The following is a 14,736-nucleotide window of genomic DNA, read 5'->3' on the forward strand; positions in this document are numbered from 1 at the left end:
TGTCGTTTCTGGTGGGCCCAGCAGGACTCGAACCTGCAACCAAGGGATTATGAGTCCCCTGCTCCGCCATTGAGCTATAGGCCCTCGAACAGCGCCTCGCTATTCTATCTCAAAACGCGCCCCATTGCCAAGAAAACGGCGGACTCGCAAGAAAATCCCGCCTTCGCGCCCAAGCGGCGCCGGCAGGGGGCGGTTCCCCAGCGCTCGGGCGTCCGCTCGGCCGCCGCAGCCGGCTCGGCGAACCCTAAGCGGCGCGGCGCGCCTTCATCAACCTCAGCAGCACCAAAGACAGCGCCGCGCCGACGAGGTTGACGCCGACGAGGGCCGCCGAGAGCGCGGGGGCCGAGCCTTCCATCAGCGATCCTACGAGCGGCGTGCCGAAGCCGGCCAGATTTCCCATGAGCATGAACAGGCCGATAGCCGCGCCGACGAACGCGGGCGACGCCGCCGTCTCGGGCACGATGGTGAACCCTACGGCCGGCATGATGGACAAGCAGAGCCCGGTCAGCAGCATGAAGGCAACGATCTGGTCGAGCGTGTACACGTAGGCCCAGCCGAGAACGGCCGCGGCGAGCACCATGCTTGCCGCGAGCAGCACAATGCGCGCTCGCAGCGTCCGCACCCGCGAGAGCACGAAGCCCATGGCGAACGCACCCGTTATCATGCCCACGGTGAGCAGGCTCGTGTAGGAATTGGCCTCCGCCACGCCCAGGCCAAGCTGCGTCTGGCAGTAGAGCGGCGCCAAGGTGAGCAGCGAGAGCACGCCGATGTTGTACAGCAGAAACACCAGCGCCACCACCCATGTCGCAGGCGTGCGCAGCCCTTGGGCCAACGAGGGCCGGCGCGCGCCTTCCCCTGCCGGAACCCGAGGCGCCTCCCTGACCGCAAGCGCGTAGACCACCGCCACGACAACAATGAGCGCCGAGCACAGCCACCAGAGGTTCGTCCAGCTGCCCACCACAGACGGGTCGATGAACAGGTTCGCCACGTTGAGCACGGCCAGCATTCCCAAGTCCATCCAGCACGACCACACGGCCATGGGAAACCCGCGCTTCTCGGGCGGGAACGCCTCGGCGATGATGGCCGGCGAAACGACCCCCGTGAGCCCGTAACCCACGCCCTCGAGCGCGCGGGTGGCCAAAAGCGGCCCGATGTCGGAGCACAGGGCCCCCGCCGCGCTGCCGAGCGCCGCGCAAACCAGGCCAAGCAGCCCGATGCGCTTCGGCCCGAAACGGTCGGCCAGCCCTCCCGCCGGCAGCACGAGCACCACCGCCACCACGGTGCAGATGGTGATGAGCCAGCTGCCCGCGCTCGGATCGATGCCCAGATCGGCCGTCAGCAAGCTCATAGACGCCGACACCTTGAAAAGGTTCATGACGATGACGATGCCCGCCGCAATAGCCAGCACGCCCATCAACGTCGAGCCCCCGCGTGCCGCCTTACGCCCCGCCCCGCGAGCAGCGGTGGCTCGCACGCGACCGGCCGACACGTCCCCGCGCGACGCCCCTTCGTCTGAAGCACCCATCGTGTCCCCTGTTCCCCTTCCAGCAACTGTCCCTATTCTATACGTTCCGGCCGCACAGCGGCCGCATTCGAACCCCGGGCTTGCCGAAAGCACCGTCCCCACTACGAACCTGCCCCCTGGTTGCAAGCAGTGCGGAACGGAATCGGAACTTACGATGAGTTTTTCAGGCGGCCTTGGCTCCGCAACCGCGAGCAGGCGTTTTCATACCGCCTATCGGCCCTCCCTCAGAAGCTGCTGCAACCTGCCATGTAGTGGGCAGAATTCATATATCGAGGATTCGGGGTTCCAGGGTTATTGGCCGAGGTTTTCGGCGCTAGGAAGGCCGTCTTCCGGCAGGAACCCTTCCACAACAGACCCGTCCACGCCACGCCGGGCCAGCACGATCGCGACGCAGCACGCCGCCGCAAAGCAGGCGAACACGCCGAACAGGGCGCCGGTGGAGCCCACGGCGAGCATCACGGGCGCCAGCACGAGCGAGCAGGCGAACTGGCCCAGGTTGAGCATGACGGTGTAGCAGCCCATGATCTTGCCCGACGTCTCAGGCGTCATCACGCTCGAGACCCATTGCAGCACCGTGGGCATGACGATGCCGATGCCCGCCCCGCCCACGCAAGCGGCCACGAGCACCGCCGGCAGGCTCGGAAGGGCGAAGAACGCCGCGAAACATGCCGCGAGCAGGGCGAAACCCGTTACCAGCAACGTCGAGCGCCGGGTGCGCGGAGCAAGGCGCCCTTGCAGAAGCGATGCCGCGGCCATGCAGCTGCCATGAATTCCCAAGAACAGCCCGCTCGTCGACGACGTCGCTCCCAGCTCCTCGATAAAATAGGGCAGCTTGCCGGGAAACGCGAACGACAGCACCTCAAGCAGGAAGATGGTGAGCGCACCGCCCGCCACGGCGGCCAGAACGTCGCCGCGCCGGAAAGCCGGCGCGCCTCCCGCCGAACGGCCGGACGCGCCCTCGGCCCCTCCCGGCGCCTCCGCGCGATCGCCCGCCGTCTCTCCTCGCTCCTTCCCGCCGCCATCCTCGCGCAGAAACAACAGCACGCCCGCGAAGATGACGACCCCCACGAGGTAAACGAGGAACGGCATGCGCCAGCCGAATTCGGCCAGTACCCCGCCGCCGAACTCGAGCAGCAGGATGCCTGCGCCCATAGAGGCGGACTGCAGCGCCAGCACGCGCGAGCGCGCGGCGCCGTCGTAGCATTCGGAGATGAGCGCCGTCGTGGACACCGTTATGCCCGCTATGCCGATGCCGAGCAAGAAGCGACCGGCGAGGATGGCCTCGATCGAACCGAGCACCGCGCCCGAGAGCCCCGCCGCCGTGAACACGAGCGACGACAGCGCCAGCGTGCGGACCTTGCCGACCCGGTCGGCGAGCGCGCCCACGGCCAGCCCCACGATGGCGATAGCCAGCGCGGGCAAGGTGATGACAAGCGTCACCTCCGTGGCCGACGCATCCGGAAACGCCGCGCTCATCTGGGGAAGGGCCGGGGCGACGGCGGCGCCTCCCATAAGGTTCATCATCGAGGCGGCTAGCAGCACCGCCAGACGACCTTTGTCCTTCGCGGTGCCCCGCGCCGCGCCTTTGCTCGCATTCACGGCGGACCTCCTTGTTGCAAGCGGTTGGTTTTCAACCTGGTTCTCGTTATCAACCCGCTCGGAACAGATGCGGCGCACGCTCGCGGCTAGGGCCCGATAAAAGAAAAGGCCAGAAGCAGTTGCCTCTGACCAGGTTTGAAAAATGGCTCCCCGGGTAGGATTCGAACCTACAACCCTCCGGTTAACAGCCGGATGCTCTGCCGTTGAGCTACCGAGGAATGAGCCGTGCGTTTCCTTTTCTCGGAACGCGCAAGTGAAGATTATACCGGATCACAGCCTTTGCGCAAGACCGAATTTCGCGACTTTTTCAGGCGGGCTTTTCCCAGCGGCATCGTTCGGTCCCACGTTACATTCGATCGATGTCGCCTCAAACCACCACGGGACGACAGAAACGCACTCCGCGCCCTCGCCACGAAGCATCGAGCACCATGACCTCGATACCGTAGGCGTCGCGCAGGTTTTCGGGCGTGAGCACGGCATCGGCGCCGCCCTTCACATAGCGCCCGTCCCGCAGCATGAGCGTCCCCTCGGCCTCGCACTGGAACAGATGATCGGGGACGTGCGTGGTCATGACGACGCCCATACCGTCCGCGGCGAGCCGTTTGGCAGCCCCCAGCACCTCCGCCTGATTGCCGAAATCGAGGTTTGCCGTAGGCTCGTCCATCATGAGGTAACGGGGGCTCTGCGCCACCGCGCGGGCGATGAGCGCCATCTGCCGCTCGCCGCCCGAAAGCTCGGTGTAAACCCGGTCGGCCAAACGGCCGATGCCCAACTGCGCCAAGGCGTCGTCGGCCGCTTCGTAGTCGGCTCGTCCCGGCGCCGCGAACGGACCTAGATGCGCCAGACGGCCCATGACCACCACGTCGCGCACGTTGAACGCGAAGGGCGGCGTGTGGGCCTGCGGTACGTAGGCCACAGCGCGGGCGAATTCGCGGGCGGAGAGGCCGTCCACCTCCCGTCCGTCGAGCAGCACGCTGCCGGCCAAACGCGGCAACAGCCCCAAAACGGTCTTGAACAGCGTGGTCTTCCCCACCCCGTTCGGTCCGAGCAGGCAGTGCACGTCGCCCGCCCCAACGCGCATCGAGAAGCCCTCGACGACCCGCCGCCCGCCGTAACCGCACGCAAGGTCGCGCACCTCCAGCGTCACAGCCACTCCTTCCGTCCTTTGACCAGCATGTAGATGAACAGCGGCGCGCCGATGAGTGCCGTGAGCACGCCCACGGGCAACTCGCCCGGCACGATGATGCGCGCCACGTCGTCCACGAGCAGCATGAAGCAGGCGCCGCCCAAAAGAGACACCGGCAGCAACGCCCGGAAGTTCGGCCCCACGACAAGGCGAACGATATGCGGGATGATGAGCCCCACCCATCCGATCGTGCCGCACAGGCATACCGTGGCCGACGTGAGCAGCGTGGCAGCCAGAATAACCACCGTGCGCGTGCGCTTCACGTCCACGCCGAGCGTGCGGGCCTCCTCCTCGCCGAACGACAAGGCGTTGATACGCCAGCGCATGAGCAGGAGAGCTCCTCCTCCGACGACGAGGATCGCCGCTAAAACCAGCACGTTCACGTCGTTGCCCGAACGGGCGAAACTTCCCATGAGCCAGTAGGTGATCTGAGGCAGCGCATCGTCGGGGTCGGCGACGTATTTGACGAGCGAAAGCAAGGCCGAAAACGTGGACGACATGACGACGCCGGCCAAGATCATGAGGGTGAGCGTGTTGCCGCCCTTGCCTACGGCCCTCGCGACTGCCATGACGAGCAGCACCGCCCCCAAGCCGCAGACGAAAGACAGGCCGTGCACAACGAGCGACGGCAAGCCCAGCAGCAACGCGAGCGCGGCGCCCACGGCGGCGCCGTTCGACACGCCCAGGATGTCAGGCGAAACCATGGGGTTGCGGAACATGCCTTGGTAGGCCGCGCCCGAAGCAGCGAGCGCGGCGCCCACGAGCGCCGCGAGCAGGATACGGGGAGCTCGGATGGTGAGCAGCACGACGGTCGCCTTGTCATGGGCGGTGGACGACCCCGTCAGCCAGTCCCACAGCACGCGGCCCATCTCGGGCAGCGACACGTCGTAGGTGCCCACCGTAAGCGAGACGGCAACCAGGGCGACGAGCGCGACGGCGAGCCCGGCCATGACCGCCCGCTCGCGCGCCGCTCCCGTTCGAGCGCCCTTGCGCCGCCGCGCGGCGGAAACCGGCTCGAAAGAGCCCGACTCCGCCGCATCGTCGGAAAGGACGTCTTCCATCGTTTACGCGCCCGCCAATATGGTCTCAGCGTCGCCTGCGCTCAAATCGGCGCGGTAGAACTTCTGGTAAAAGTCTTGGAGCACGTTAACCATGTCGACGTCGGAGAACAGGTCGGGGTAGAGCGACGTTCCCAGCCACGGCGTCATGAGGGCGCCTTCGCCGCTGCGCACGCACCACAGGTACAAACCCGTGGGGCAGGTAACCACGTTGCCGTTCCTCACGGCGTCGATCTCCGCGAGCGCCGGATCGGCCATCACGGCATCCTTCGTCTCGGCGTTCATGGCCACGATGAGCGACGGGTTCCACGCCACGATCTGCTCGGCATCCACCGTGGGATACTGGCCGCTCTTTGCCCCCGTGTAGTCGGCCGCCACGTTTCTCGCCCCTGCGGCGACGTAGTACGCGTTGCTGATGTCGTCTTTCGTCGCGCACGTGTAGGCGCCGCCCGCCATGTTCAGCTGGAGCGTCCCCCGCTTGTCGGCATCGGCGATTCCGGCGGTGCGCTTCTCGGCATCGGACAAGCCGGCCCGATAGTAATCCACAAAGCGCTGCGCGACGGCTTGCTCGTCGGAGCCGAGTATCTCGCCGATGGTGAGGATGCTCTCGCACATGCCGTCCACGCTGCCGATGTTGTTCAACGCCACGAAGGCTATGCCGGCTTCGTCGAGCTGCGCGCGCTGCTCGTCGGAATACAGGCTCTCGGGCCCGTAAACCACTTGAACTTCCGCCGCCACGAGGTCCTCCACCGAACTGGCGTCGCGGTTGTCGGGATTCGACTGCGCGTAGTCGGGGAAAGTGCTTTTGAAGTCGTCGGATATCTGCTTGACGGCTGCGGCGGCTATCTTGCCCGAACCCTGCGTGAGCATTTCGGTCACCTGCGCGAACGCCCCGATGCCCGGTGCAACGCGCTCGACGTCGGCCGGGATGGAAACCTCCGTGCCGTTGCTGTCGAGCACCGTACGCGTGGTCGGCTCGCTTACGGCCGGAACGTCGTCGGAAGGGACGCTCTGATCGCCGCCGCCGGCGCAACCGGTCAGGAGCGTTCCGGCCACCATGAGCGCCGCCATCGCGACGGCACCCGCCTGCTTCGTTTTCATAGGAACTCCGTTCTCATCGATTGGCTAACAAAACAGATTCATGTTCGCCCGAACGACCATGCCCCGCATCGAACATGCAGGGCGAAACCGGTCGCTCGGCAAGGTGAAAAAAAGGTGACGAACGCCTCACCTCGCAAGGTGAGCCTCCCTCTTTCAGGATGAGCGTTGAATTATATTCATTCGAATATGTACTTATATGTATATTATTTTCTTATGAGATATAATAAAGGTATGGAATCGGGAAGGGAAAGCAGCAAGCAAGAGAGCATCGCGAGAAAGACGGTGGGCTTGGATGAGTTGTGCGGCGGCACGGCTTTCGTGCTCATCCTCGTATTCCTCTGGACCGTTCTTTTTCTAGACGGGGTCCCGGAGGCGTTCGGGGGCGCGCTGCCGCCTCAAGCGTGTCGTACAGCATGCCTGGCCGGCTGGTGCGGCGGCATCGCGTGCTTCGCCGCGGCCCGGCATCGAAGGGTAGCGCGACCCTTCCGTCGCATCCAGGCTCCCGCCGCTCTGCCGGGGGTCTTCGCCCTCGCTCTGTTGGCGACGGGCGTCGACCTTCGCGCCATCGCGGCATGCGGCCTCTGGGCCCTGCTCGGGCTGGGAGCGGCCGAGGCCTCCCGAGCAACCGCGCGTTTCTTGGTCCGCCTGAGCGCTAAAACCCTCGCGAGCTATCTCGCGACCTCCCTGGCTGCAAGCGCCGGAATCGGGTTTGCATTGGCTTTCGCACCTCCGGCCGCCGTCGCCGCCGTCGCCTTCGCGCTCGTTCCGGCAGCGCTGCTGCTCTCGGGCTCCAATCGCGCAGAGGCGGCCGACGAACGGCCTGCGGCGACGGACGATCCGTCGACCGGACAGCCCCCCTTCGGAGCAGACGGCGAGCGGGCGCGCAAGGTTCGACCGCGCATCGCGCTGGCCTTCGCCCTGGTCTGCCACGGGGCGTCCTTCGGCTTCGCCGCGGCTTTGGGAGCCGCGGTGTGCGCCGCGCTCGTCGGCCCTGCGGGGGCGTTCGCGCCTATCGCGGCGGCAGGCGGTGCCGCCTGGCTCCTTCGCGGCGCCGCGACGAGAAACGGAGCGCGCACGCTGCAGAGCATCGCAGCGCTCATGGTCGTGGCGGTTGCGCCCTTGCTGCTGTCGTTCGACCTTGCCGGCGACCCCGAATGGCTCGCAGCGCAAAGCGTGCTGCTCGGTTCCGCGGCCGCGTTCGCTCCTATCGCGGGGGCCCTCGCGGCCACGAGGGCCGAGAAGCTCGAACGCGCTGGCGAAACGCCCCTCGCGGGCTTCGCGGCCGATGCCTTGGGGCTTCTGCTGGGCTGGACGGCATGCACGGCGTCGCTCGAAGCCGGCGGACTGCGAGGCACGCCGTTCCTTATCATGACGGTAGCGCTCCTCGCCGCCCTCGTATGGTGCGTCGTCGCACTCGGGCGCTTGGCGGGTGACGCGTCCGACCGCATCGATCCCGAGCGCCTTGTCGCGCTCGCTTGCGCCGACGTCGCGAAAGAGCACGGCCTGTCGCCCCGCGAGCGGGAGCTGCTGCCCATGTTGGCAGGCGAAGCCGACATCGCCTCCATCCATCAGGCCCTGTTCGTGTCAAGGAACACCGTCAAAACCCACCAGCGCCACATCTACGCCAAACTCGGCGTACACTCGCGCGAGGAGCTCCGTTCCCTCGTGCGCGCGCAACTGCGCTAGGGGCTGCGGGCAGGACGCCCCTCCGATCGACCGGTCTCGGCGCCGCCTGCCGACCAAAACGCCCCGCCTCCGGCGCGAGCCCCCTCCCTCCCCGGCACCTCCCGCCCGGTCCGGCAAGGCCCATGTGGCCCGCCCTTCCCTTCGACATTCGACGTTTCCCCACATGAACGCGTCATACCAATAGGATTACCGCTCCGAGGCGTCGGGTCAGCATGCTGAAAACGCGCCCCTCATTATCTGTGGGGGACGTTGCTTCACAAATCCTCCTTATTCTGGGCACGTTCGGTATCGAGCCCGCACCGCGCGCGCAAGCTGCGGCGGCCCGCCGGCCAGAGACGACCTGAGTATCGAGACGAGATTCGACGAGAGAACAACGAAAAAGGAGGAAAGTATGGCCGATTCTGCTGAGGCCTCCGTGCAGGAGCATTGGAGCGAGACCAACGGAAAGAAGTACCGCCGCGGCTCGCGCCTGCCGAAGAAGACCGACACGCGCCCGCCCGTCCCCGCGGCCGAGACGCCGAAGGTGCCTTGGACGTGGGAAGAGGACGGCATGACCGTCATCCGCGGCACCGCGCGCTCCGCACCGGGATGCCACAACGTGTGCGGCATCCTGTCCTATGTGAAGGACGGCAAGCTGGTGAAGGTGGAAGGCGACCCGGAGGACCCCTACAACCAGGGGCGTTTGTGCAGCCGCTGCCTGTGCATCCCCGACTACGTCTACCATGAAGACCGCCTGCTGCATCCCATGAAGCGCGACCGCGCCGATCGCGGCAAGGACAAGTTCGTCGAGATCAGCTGGGACGAGGCGTACGAGATCATCACGCGCGAGTTCAAGCGCGTCGTGGACACCTACGGCGCCGACAAGATCGCCATGTGCCAGGGCACGGGCCGCGACATCCACCAGGTCACGCGCCTGAACGCCTGCGTGGGCTCCCCGAACGAGGGCGTGCCCTACTTCGCCGGCAACTCCTGCTACCTGCCGCGCATCGCCTCGATGGCCTGCATGCTGGGCGGCGCCTGCGTCATGGACTGCTCGCAGTTCCTGCCCAAGCGCTACGACGACCCTCGCTACACGGTGCCCGAGTACTGCATCGTGTGGGGCCACCAGCCCTTCTACAGCAACGCCGACGGCTTCTACGGCCACTGGATCACCGACCTCATGAAGCGCGGCATGAAGGTGGCCGTGGTGGACCCGCAGCTCACGTGGCTCGCGGCCCGCGCCGGCGAGGACTGGCTGCGCGTGCGCCCCGGCGGCGACGGCGCGCTGGCCATGGCCATGCTGAAGGTCATCTGCGACGAGAAGCTCTACGACCAGGACTTCTGCGACAAGTGGGTGTACGGCCTGGAAGCCGTGTGCGAGCGCGTCGCGGAGATGGACCTGGACGACCTGTGCGAGAAGGCCTGGGTGTCCAAGGACGACGTCCAGCGCGTGGCCCGCACCTACGCCACCTCGCACCCCGCCGCCATCCAGTGGGGCGTGGCGCTCGACCAGCAGACGGGCGGCCAGCAGGCCGCGCACGCCATCACGGCCATGTGGTGCATCACCGGCAACCTGGACATCCCCGGCGGCAACGTCATGGGCGACGCGTGCTGGGGCATCGAGCAGCCGAACTGGACGGGCACCTGGGGCTGGGACGAGCTCATGACCGAGGAGGAGCAGTCCAAGCGCATCGGCGTGGAGCGCTACCCTATGTTTGCCGTGGGCTTCAAGAACCTGTCCTCCAACGCCACCATCGAGGCGTGGCAGCGCGGCGAGATCCCCATCCGCGCGGCCTACATCGTCACCAACAACTTCCTGGCCACCATGGGCGCCCAGGCCGAGCAGCAACTGGAATGGTACAAGCAGATCGACTTCATCGTGGTGTCCGACCTGTTCATGACCCCCACGATGATGGCCCTGGCCGACGTCGTGCTGCCCGCCGCCACCTACGAGGAGCGCGACGGCTTCGGCGGGTTGAACGCCTACCGCATCAGCTGCATCAACAAGGCCATCGAGCCCGTGGGCGACTCCAAGCCCGACAACACCATCTTCCTCGAGCTGGGCAAGCGCCTGACGCAGGCCATCAAGCCGGAGAACGCCGACATCGCTTGGCCGTGGGACAACGTGCAGGAGATGTGGGACTACGCGCTCGAGGACGGCGGCTTCAACTGGAGCGAGCTGCGCGAGTCGACGTGGAAGTACCCCGAGTTCAAGTACCGCAAGTACGAGACGGGCGATTTGCGCCCCGACGGCCAGCCGGGCTTCCGCACCGAGACGGGCCGCGCGGAGATCTACTCCATGGTGTTCCACCACACGTCGTGGTCGGGCCTCGATCCGCTGCCGAGCTACGTCGAGCCGGTCGAAAGCCCCTACAGCGCCCCCGAGGACACCGAGGAGTACCCCTACATCGTGACCTCCGGCGCCCGCGTGCCGCACTTCTTCCACTCCGAGCAGCGCCAGGTGACGAAGCTGCGCAGCCTGCACCCCGACCCGCTCGTGTACATCCACCCCGACACGGCCGCCGAGAACGGCATCGAGGAAGGCGATTGGATCTGGCTGGAGAACAAGCACGGCAAGTGCAAGTACAAGGCCTCGTTCAACGACACCTACGACCCGCGCGTCATGCAGGCGGAGCACGGCTGGTGGTTCCCGGAGCGCAAGGACGCCGCCGAGGAGAACGTGGAAGACGAGCAGAAGGGCCTGTTCGGCGTGCTCGAGTCCAACATCAACAACCTCGTGCCCTTCGACGCCGGCGTCTCGGGCTTCGGCTCGAACTACAAGGCCATGATGTGCAAGATCTACAAGGCCGAATAGCAGCCGGAAAGGAATGAGAGACATGGCTTATCAGGGAATTTTGGTCGACGTCGACTACTGCACCGGCTGCGAGGCCTGCGTGCTGGCCTGCCAGCAGGAGCACGGCTACTCCGAGAAGGAGTTCGGCCTGAAGATCACGAAGCTGGGCCCGCTGCACATCGACGAGGCCAAGAAGGACTACCAGTACGACTTCATCCCCCAGTTCACCAAGTGGTGCGATATGTGCGCCGAGCGCGTGGGCAAGGGCAAGCAGCCCACCTGCGTGCAGCACTGCCAGGCGCAGTGCCTCGACTGGGGCAACGTCGAGGATCTCGCGAAGAAGATCGAGGCCCCCAAGCAGATGATCGTCGCCATCAACGAGGCGTAGGGTCATACATCGCTGGGCGCGCTCCGAGCGGGCGCGCCCAGCCAAGCAAACCGAGCAGGGGAAGGAGGGCAACCATGGCTCAACAGTTCGAGAACGACTTCGGCGGACAGGTCGCTGAAAAGTTGATGCACGTCGACGTGCGCATAGCCGGCGTGAACAAGCGCGAAGTCACGCAGCTGGAGCGCGAGCAGGGCCGCATCGACTGGAAGGACCGCAACTCCGCCAACATGAAGAAGATCGCGGAGCGCGAAGTCACCCCGATCTACCAGTAAGGCTTAACCGGTGCCGTCCTGCGGCGGCACCGCACGCATCCGGGCCGTACGAGATGACGCTTGCGAGCCCGCAAGCGAGAGCGCTCCGCAAGCGCGATCTTGGACGAGCCCCCGTCAACCACAAGAAGGAGGAACAATGGCGGAAAACAAGGTCATCGATATCAACATGCACTTCCTGCCGACCGACCTGTTCACCAACGAAGAGGTCCTGCACGGGTTCCTGTACTCGGCGCCCATCGCGTTCGGCATGAAGGCATACATCGACAAGACGCCGGACGGCGCGAAGGACCAGCTCATCCTCGAGTACCCCGAGGGCAAGCAGATCCTGAACTACGTGGAAGGCGACTACACGCTCGAGACGAAGCTGCAGGCCATGGACGAGAACGGCGTGGACATCGCCCTTCTGCGCATGCCGGTGTGGCAGGAATGGCTCTCGCTCGACACCTGCAAGATCGTGAACGACCAGGCCGCCGAGATGTGCAAGCGCTCGAACGGCCGCCTGTACGCCAACGCCGTCGTGCCGCCGTGGGGCCGCAAGGAGGACGTGGCCGAGCTCGAGCGCTGCATCGACGAGCTGGGCATGGTGGGCGTGCAGCTGGCCTGCTGCTACGGCGACCGCTTCCTCGACGACGACATGTTCAAGCCCTATCTGAAGGTCTTGAACGAGAAGAAGATCCCGGCCGTCATCCACCACACGCCCGGCCAGAACGCCTACGCGAACTTCGACGAGTACACGGTGCTCCGCCGCGAGCTCGGCCGTATCCACGCGCAGGCCGCCGCCGTGGGCCGCGAGATCTACTCCGGCATGTTCGACGAGTTCCCGAACCTCAAGTTCATCCACACGATGTTCGGCGGCAACTGGTTCGGCCTGCAGAACATCCTCGCCCCGCACAAGTCGACCAAGAAGAAGGAGGCCATGAACCGCCTGGCCACCAACGTCGACCACGAGGCGTACGACCGCTACTTGAAGAACAACATCTACTTCGACATGACGCACCCCATGAGCTGGGGCAAGGACCAGCTCGAATGCGCCGCGAAGGTGAACGGCGCCGACCACCTGCTGCTGGGCTCGTCGTTCCCGGTGTTCTACGAGTGGATGGCCCGCTCCGTGGAGTCCATCAACGCCATGGACGTGCCGCAGGAGGACAAGGACCTCATGCTGGGCGGCAACGCCGCGAAGCTGTTCAACCTGTAAGGCGGAAACGACTTCCCGCCGCAACCGTCTCAAGGTTGCGTATCGTGCGGCGGGGCGCGCAACGGGCGCCCCGCCGGAAAACTCATCGACGCCTGCAAGGAGGCGTCTGAAAGAGGGGAAACTATGAGTAATCCTGCTGTTGCTACCGCAGGCGCTCCCGCGGCCAAGCCCGTGGAGAAGACGCCGTCGTACGCGTGGCCGTGCCTGATCGTGTCGCTGCTGGCGGCCGTGGGCATCGTGTTCGCCTGGATGTGGCTTCCGGGCATCACGTTCCCGGTGTTCAAGAACTGGCTGGCCGAGAACAACTCGTTCTTCGCGAACCCCGCCAACTTCGGCCTGCTGTCCAACGTCATGGGCCTCGTGCCCATCGGCGCCCTCATCATGGCTCTGCCCACCACGTTCCTCGTGCGCAAGTTCGGCCCGAAGGCCACCACGCTCATCGGCGTGGGCTGCGCGGTCGTGGGCGGCGCCATCAGCGCGGCGTTCGTGGGCGGCAACTTCTACGTGTTCCTGGCCGGCCGCTTCATCCTGGGCCTGGGCCTGTCCACCACCGTCGTAGCCGGTCCCACCTGCGTGTCCACCTGGTTCCCGGATTCCACGCGCGGCCGCGCCATGGCCATCTGGTCCTGCTGGGCACCCGTGGGCATCTTCCTGTCCAACTTCGTGAACGACGGCGTGTACCACGTGGTGGGCTCCGACATGGGCAACCTCCAGTGGGTGTGGGTCGCCGTGGCCGCCCTGTGCGGCATCCTGTTCGCCGTGGTGTTCCGCGATCCGAAGCCCGAAGAGCGCTCGCAGGTGTCGCCTGAGCGCAAGCCGCTCAAGGCCGTCCTGAAGTTCTTCAAGAGCCGCCAGCTGTGGTGCCTCATCATCATGTTCGCCATCTTCAACTACATGAACTACGCGTTCAGCCAGTACCTGAAGACGTGGCTGCAGACCCCCGAGGCCCTGGGCGGCTTCGGTTGGGACGCCACGACCGCCGGCCTCTGGGGCGGCCTGATCGTCGCCTGCGGCGCGCTGGCCCCGCTCGGCGGCCTGATCCTCGACAAGACGCCTAAGTCGAAGAAGTTCCTGTGCGTCGTCGTGGGCATCCTGGGCCTGACCATCTGCTCCGCGCTGGCCTTCCACGCCGAGTTCTTCATCCCGTACGTCATCTTCTTCTGCATCGGCAACATGATGCTGAACGCCTGCTGCCGTCCGCTCGTGCCGACGTTCGTGTTCAAGGGCGGTGCCACCGCCGTGGCGTTCGGCTTGTCGTTCCTGACGCTCGGCCAGTACGCCGGTCAGATCGTCACGAGCTACGCGCTCGCCCCGTTCAACGACGGCCTCACCGCCGCCTCCAACGTGGCCATCAACGCCAAGCAGGCCGTGCTCGCCTCCGGCGGCACCCCGGCCGACTTCGGCCCGGCCATCGGCCAGGCTGTGCAGGAGGCCGTTGCCCAGGGCATCCATGTCGACCCGATGCTGGCCTTCTGGGCGCTCGTGCCCATCGGCGTCGTCGGCTGCATCCTGAGCCTCGGCGTCATGCCCTCCAAGAAGCAGGCTGCTGGCGCCCCCGCCGGCAAGCCCTCCGAGGGCGACGCGGCCGCTCAGCACTAGCCGCTCGCCTCATCGGCCCGCCCCGGCCCAGATTCGGGGCGGGCCTTTCGACAAGGCCGCTGCGCAGCGCTTCGAGCGCAGGCGGGCGGCCTTTCCGCCAAGCCTGTATCCCCGCTTCCCTGGGGAGAAGGGATTAATCATGAGCGAATACAACAAGCAAACCCGCGATGCGGCGGGCGTTGGCGCCGCACATCCTTCGGCCGACTCCGCACGGCCCTCCCCCTCCCCCAACGGCCCGAACCCCGACATCGACGAGACGAGGAATCGCCAGCGCAAGGGCTGGATCGTGCTGTTCGCCATGCTGTTCTGCGGCATCATCGTCATCATGAACCAGTTCAAGGTTCCCACGTTCAT

At 66.0% G+C, this 14,736-nt stretch carries 12 protein-coding genes and 2 tRNA genes; 7 read left to right on the forward strand and 7 right to left on the reverse strand.

Translation table 11 applies throughout. The annotated features are described in order from the left end of the window. Positions 1-9: 9 nt before the first annotated feature. The 7 genes from HCH03_RS05100 to HCH03_RS05130 all read right to left on the reverse strand — a co-directional run bounded on the left by HCH03_RS05100 (position 10) and on the right by HCH03_RS05130 (position 6,469). Positions 10-84 (reverse strand) — tRNA-Ile (locus HCH03_RS05100). Between the two features lie 160 nt (positions 85-244). Then, on the reverse strand, positions 245-1,525 hold the full coding sequence (locus HCH03_RS05105) for an MFS transporter (protein WP_221688621.1): 1,281 nt from the start codon (positions 1,523-1,525) through the stop codon (positions 245-247). A gap of 291 nt (positions 1,526-1,816) precedes the next feature. Next, positions 1,817-3,124, reverse strand: a complete 1,308-nt coding sequence (locus tag HCH03_RS05110; RefSeq protein ID WP_221688622.1) for an MFS transporter — start codon at positions 3,122-3,124, stop codon at positions 1,817-1,819. A 143-nt stretch (positions 3,125-3,267) separates the two neighbouring features. Next, positions 3,268-3,342, reverse strand: a tRNA-Asn gene (locus HCH03_RS05115). Between the two features lie 149 nt (positions 3,343-3,491). Then, positions 3,492-4,277, reverse strand: coding sequence for an ABC transporter ATP-binding protein (locus tag HCH03_RS05120; protein ID WP_368042422.1), 786 nt, complete (start codon positions 4,275-4,277; stop codon positions 3,492-3,494). Further along, positions 4,268-5,371 carry a FecCD family ABC transporter permease gene (locus HCH03_RS05125; protein ID WP_221688623.1) on the reverse strand — a complete coding sequence of 368 codons (1,104 nt, stop codon included), beginning with the start codon at positions 5,369-5,371 and terminating at the stop codon, positions 4,268-4,270. Before HCH03_RS05125 ends, HCH03_RS05120 begins: the two co-directional genes overlap by 10 nt. Before the next feature lie 3 nt (positions 5,372-5,374). Then, complete coding sequence (locus tag HCH03_RS05130; RefSeq protein WP_221688624.1) at positions 5,375-6,469, reverse strand: ABC transporter substrate-binding protein; 1,095 nt, start codon at positions 6,467-6,469, stop codon at positions 5,375-5,377. Between the two features lie 714 nt (positions 6,470-7,183). Here HCH03_RS05130 and HCH03_RS05135 point away from each other — a divergent pair. The 7 genes from HCH03_RS05135 to HCH03_RS05165 all read left to right on the forward strand — a co-directional run. After that, positions 7,184-8,155, forward strand: a complete 972-nt coding sequence (locus HCH03_RS05135; protein WP_221688625.1) for a helix-turn-helix transcriptional regulator — start codon at positions 7,184-7,186, stop codon at positions 8,153-8,155. A 391-nt stretch (positions 8,156-8,546) separates the two neighbouring features. Then, on the forward strand, positions 8,547-10,949 hold the full coding sequence (locus tag HCH03_RS05140; protein ID WP_221688626.1) for a molybdopterin-containing oxidoreductase family protein: 2,403 nt from the start codon (positions 8,547-8,549) through the stop codon (positions 10,947-10,949). A 22-nt stretch (positions 10,950-10,971) separates the two neighbouring features. Next, entirely contained in the window at positions 10,972-11,316 is a 345-nt protein-coding gene (locus tag HCH03_RS05145; protein WP_080142805.1) for a hypothetical protein, read from the forward strand. A 74-nt stretch (positions 11,317-11,390) separates the two neighbouring features. Further along, positions 11,391-11,588, forward strand: a complete 198-nt coding sequence (locus tag HCH03_RS05150) for a hypothetical protein (protein ID WP_221688627.1) — start codon at positions 11,391-11,393, stop codon at positions 11,586-11,588. Between the two features lie 136 nt (positions 11,589-11,724). Further along, positions 11,725-12,783, forward strand: a complete 1,059-nt coding sequence (locus HCH03_RS05155) for an amidohydrolase family protein (protein ID WP_221688628.1) — start codon at positions 11,725-11,727, stop codon at positions 12,781-12,783. Between the two features lie 123 nt (positions 12,784-12,906). Then, positions 12,907-14,382 (forward strand): MFS transporter, encoded by a 1,476-nt coding sequence (locus HCH03_RS05160; protein ID WP_080142802.1) that lies wholly within the window; start codon positions 12,907-12,909, stop codon positions 14,380-14,382. A 139-nt stretch (positions 14,383-14,521) separates the two neighbouring features. After that, positions 14,522-14,736: hypothetical protein (locus tag HCH03_RS05165; RefSeq protein WP_221688629.1), on the forward strand; the 215-nt coding region annotated here is incomplete at its 3' end.

The sequence above is a fragment of the Gordonibacter massiliensis (ex Traore et al. 2017) genome, assembly GCF_019731765.1.
Lineage (GTDB): Bacteria > Actinomycetota > Coriobacteriia > Coriobacteriales > Eggerthellaceae > Gordonibacter > Gordonibacter massiliensis.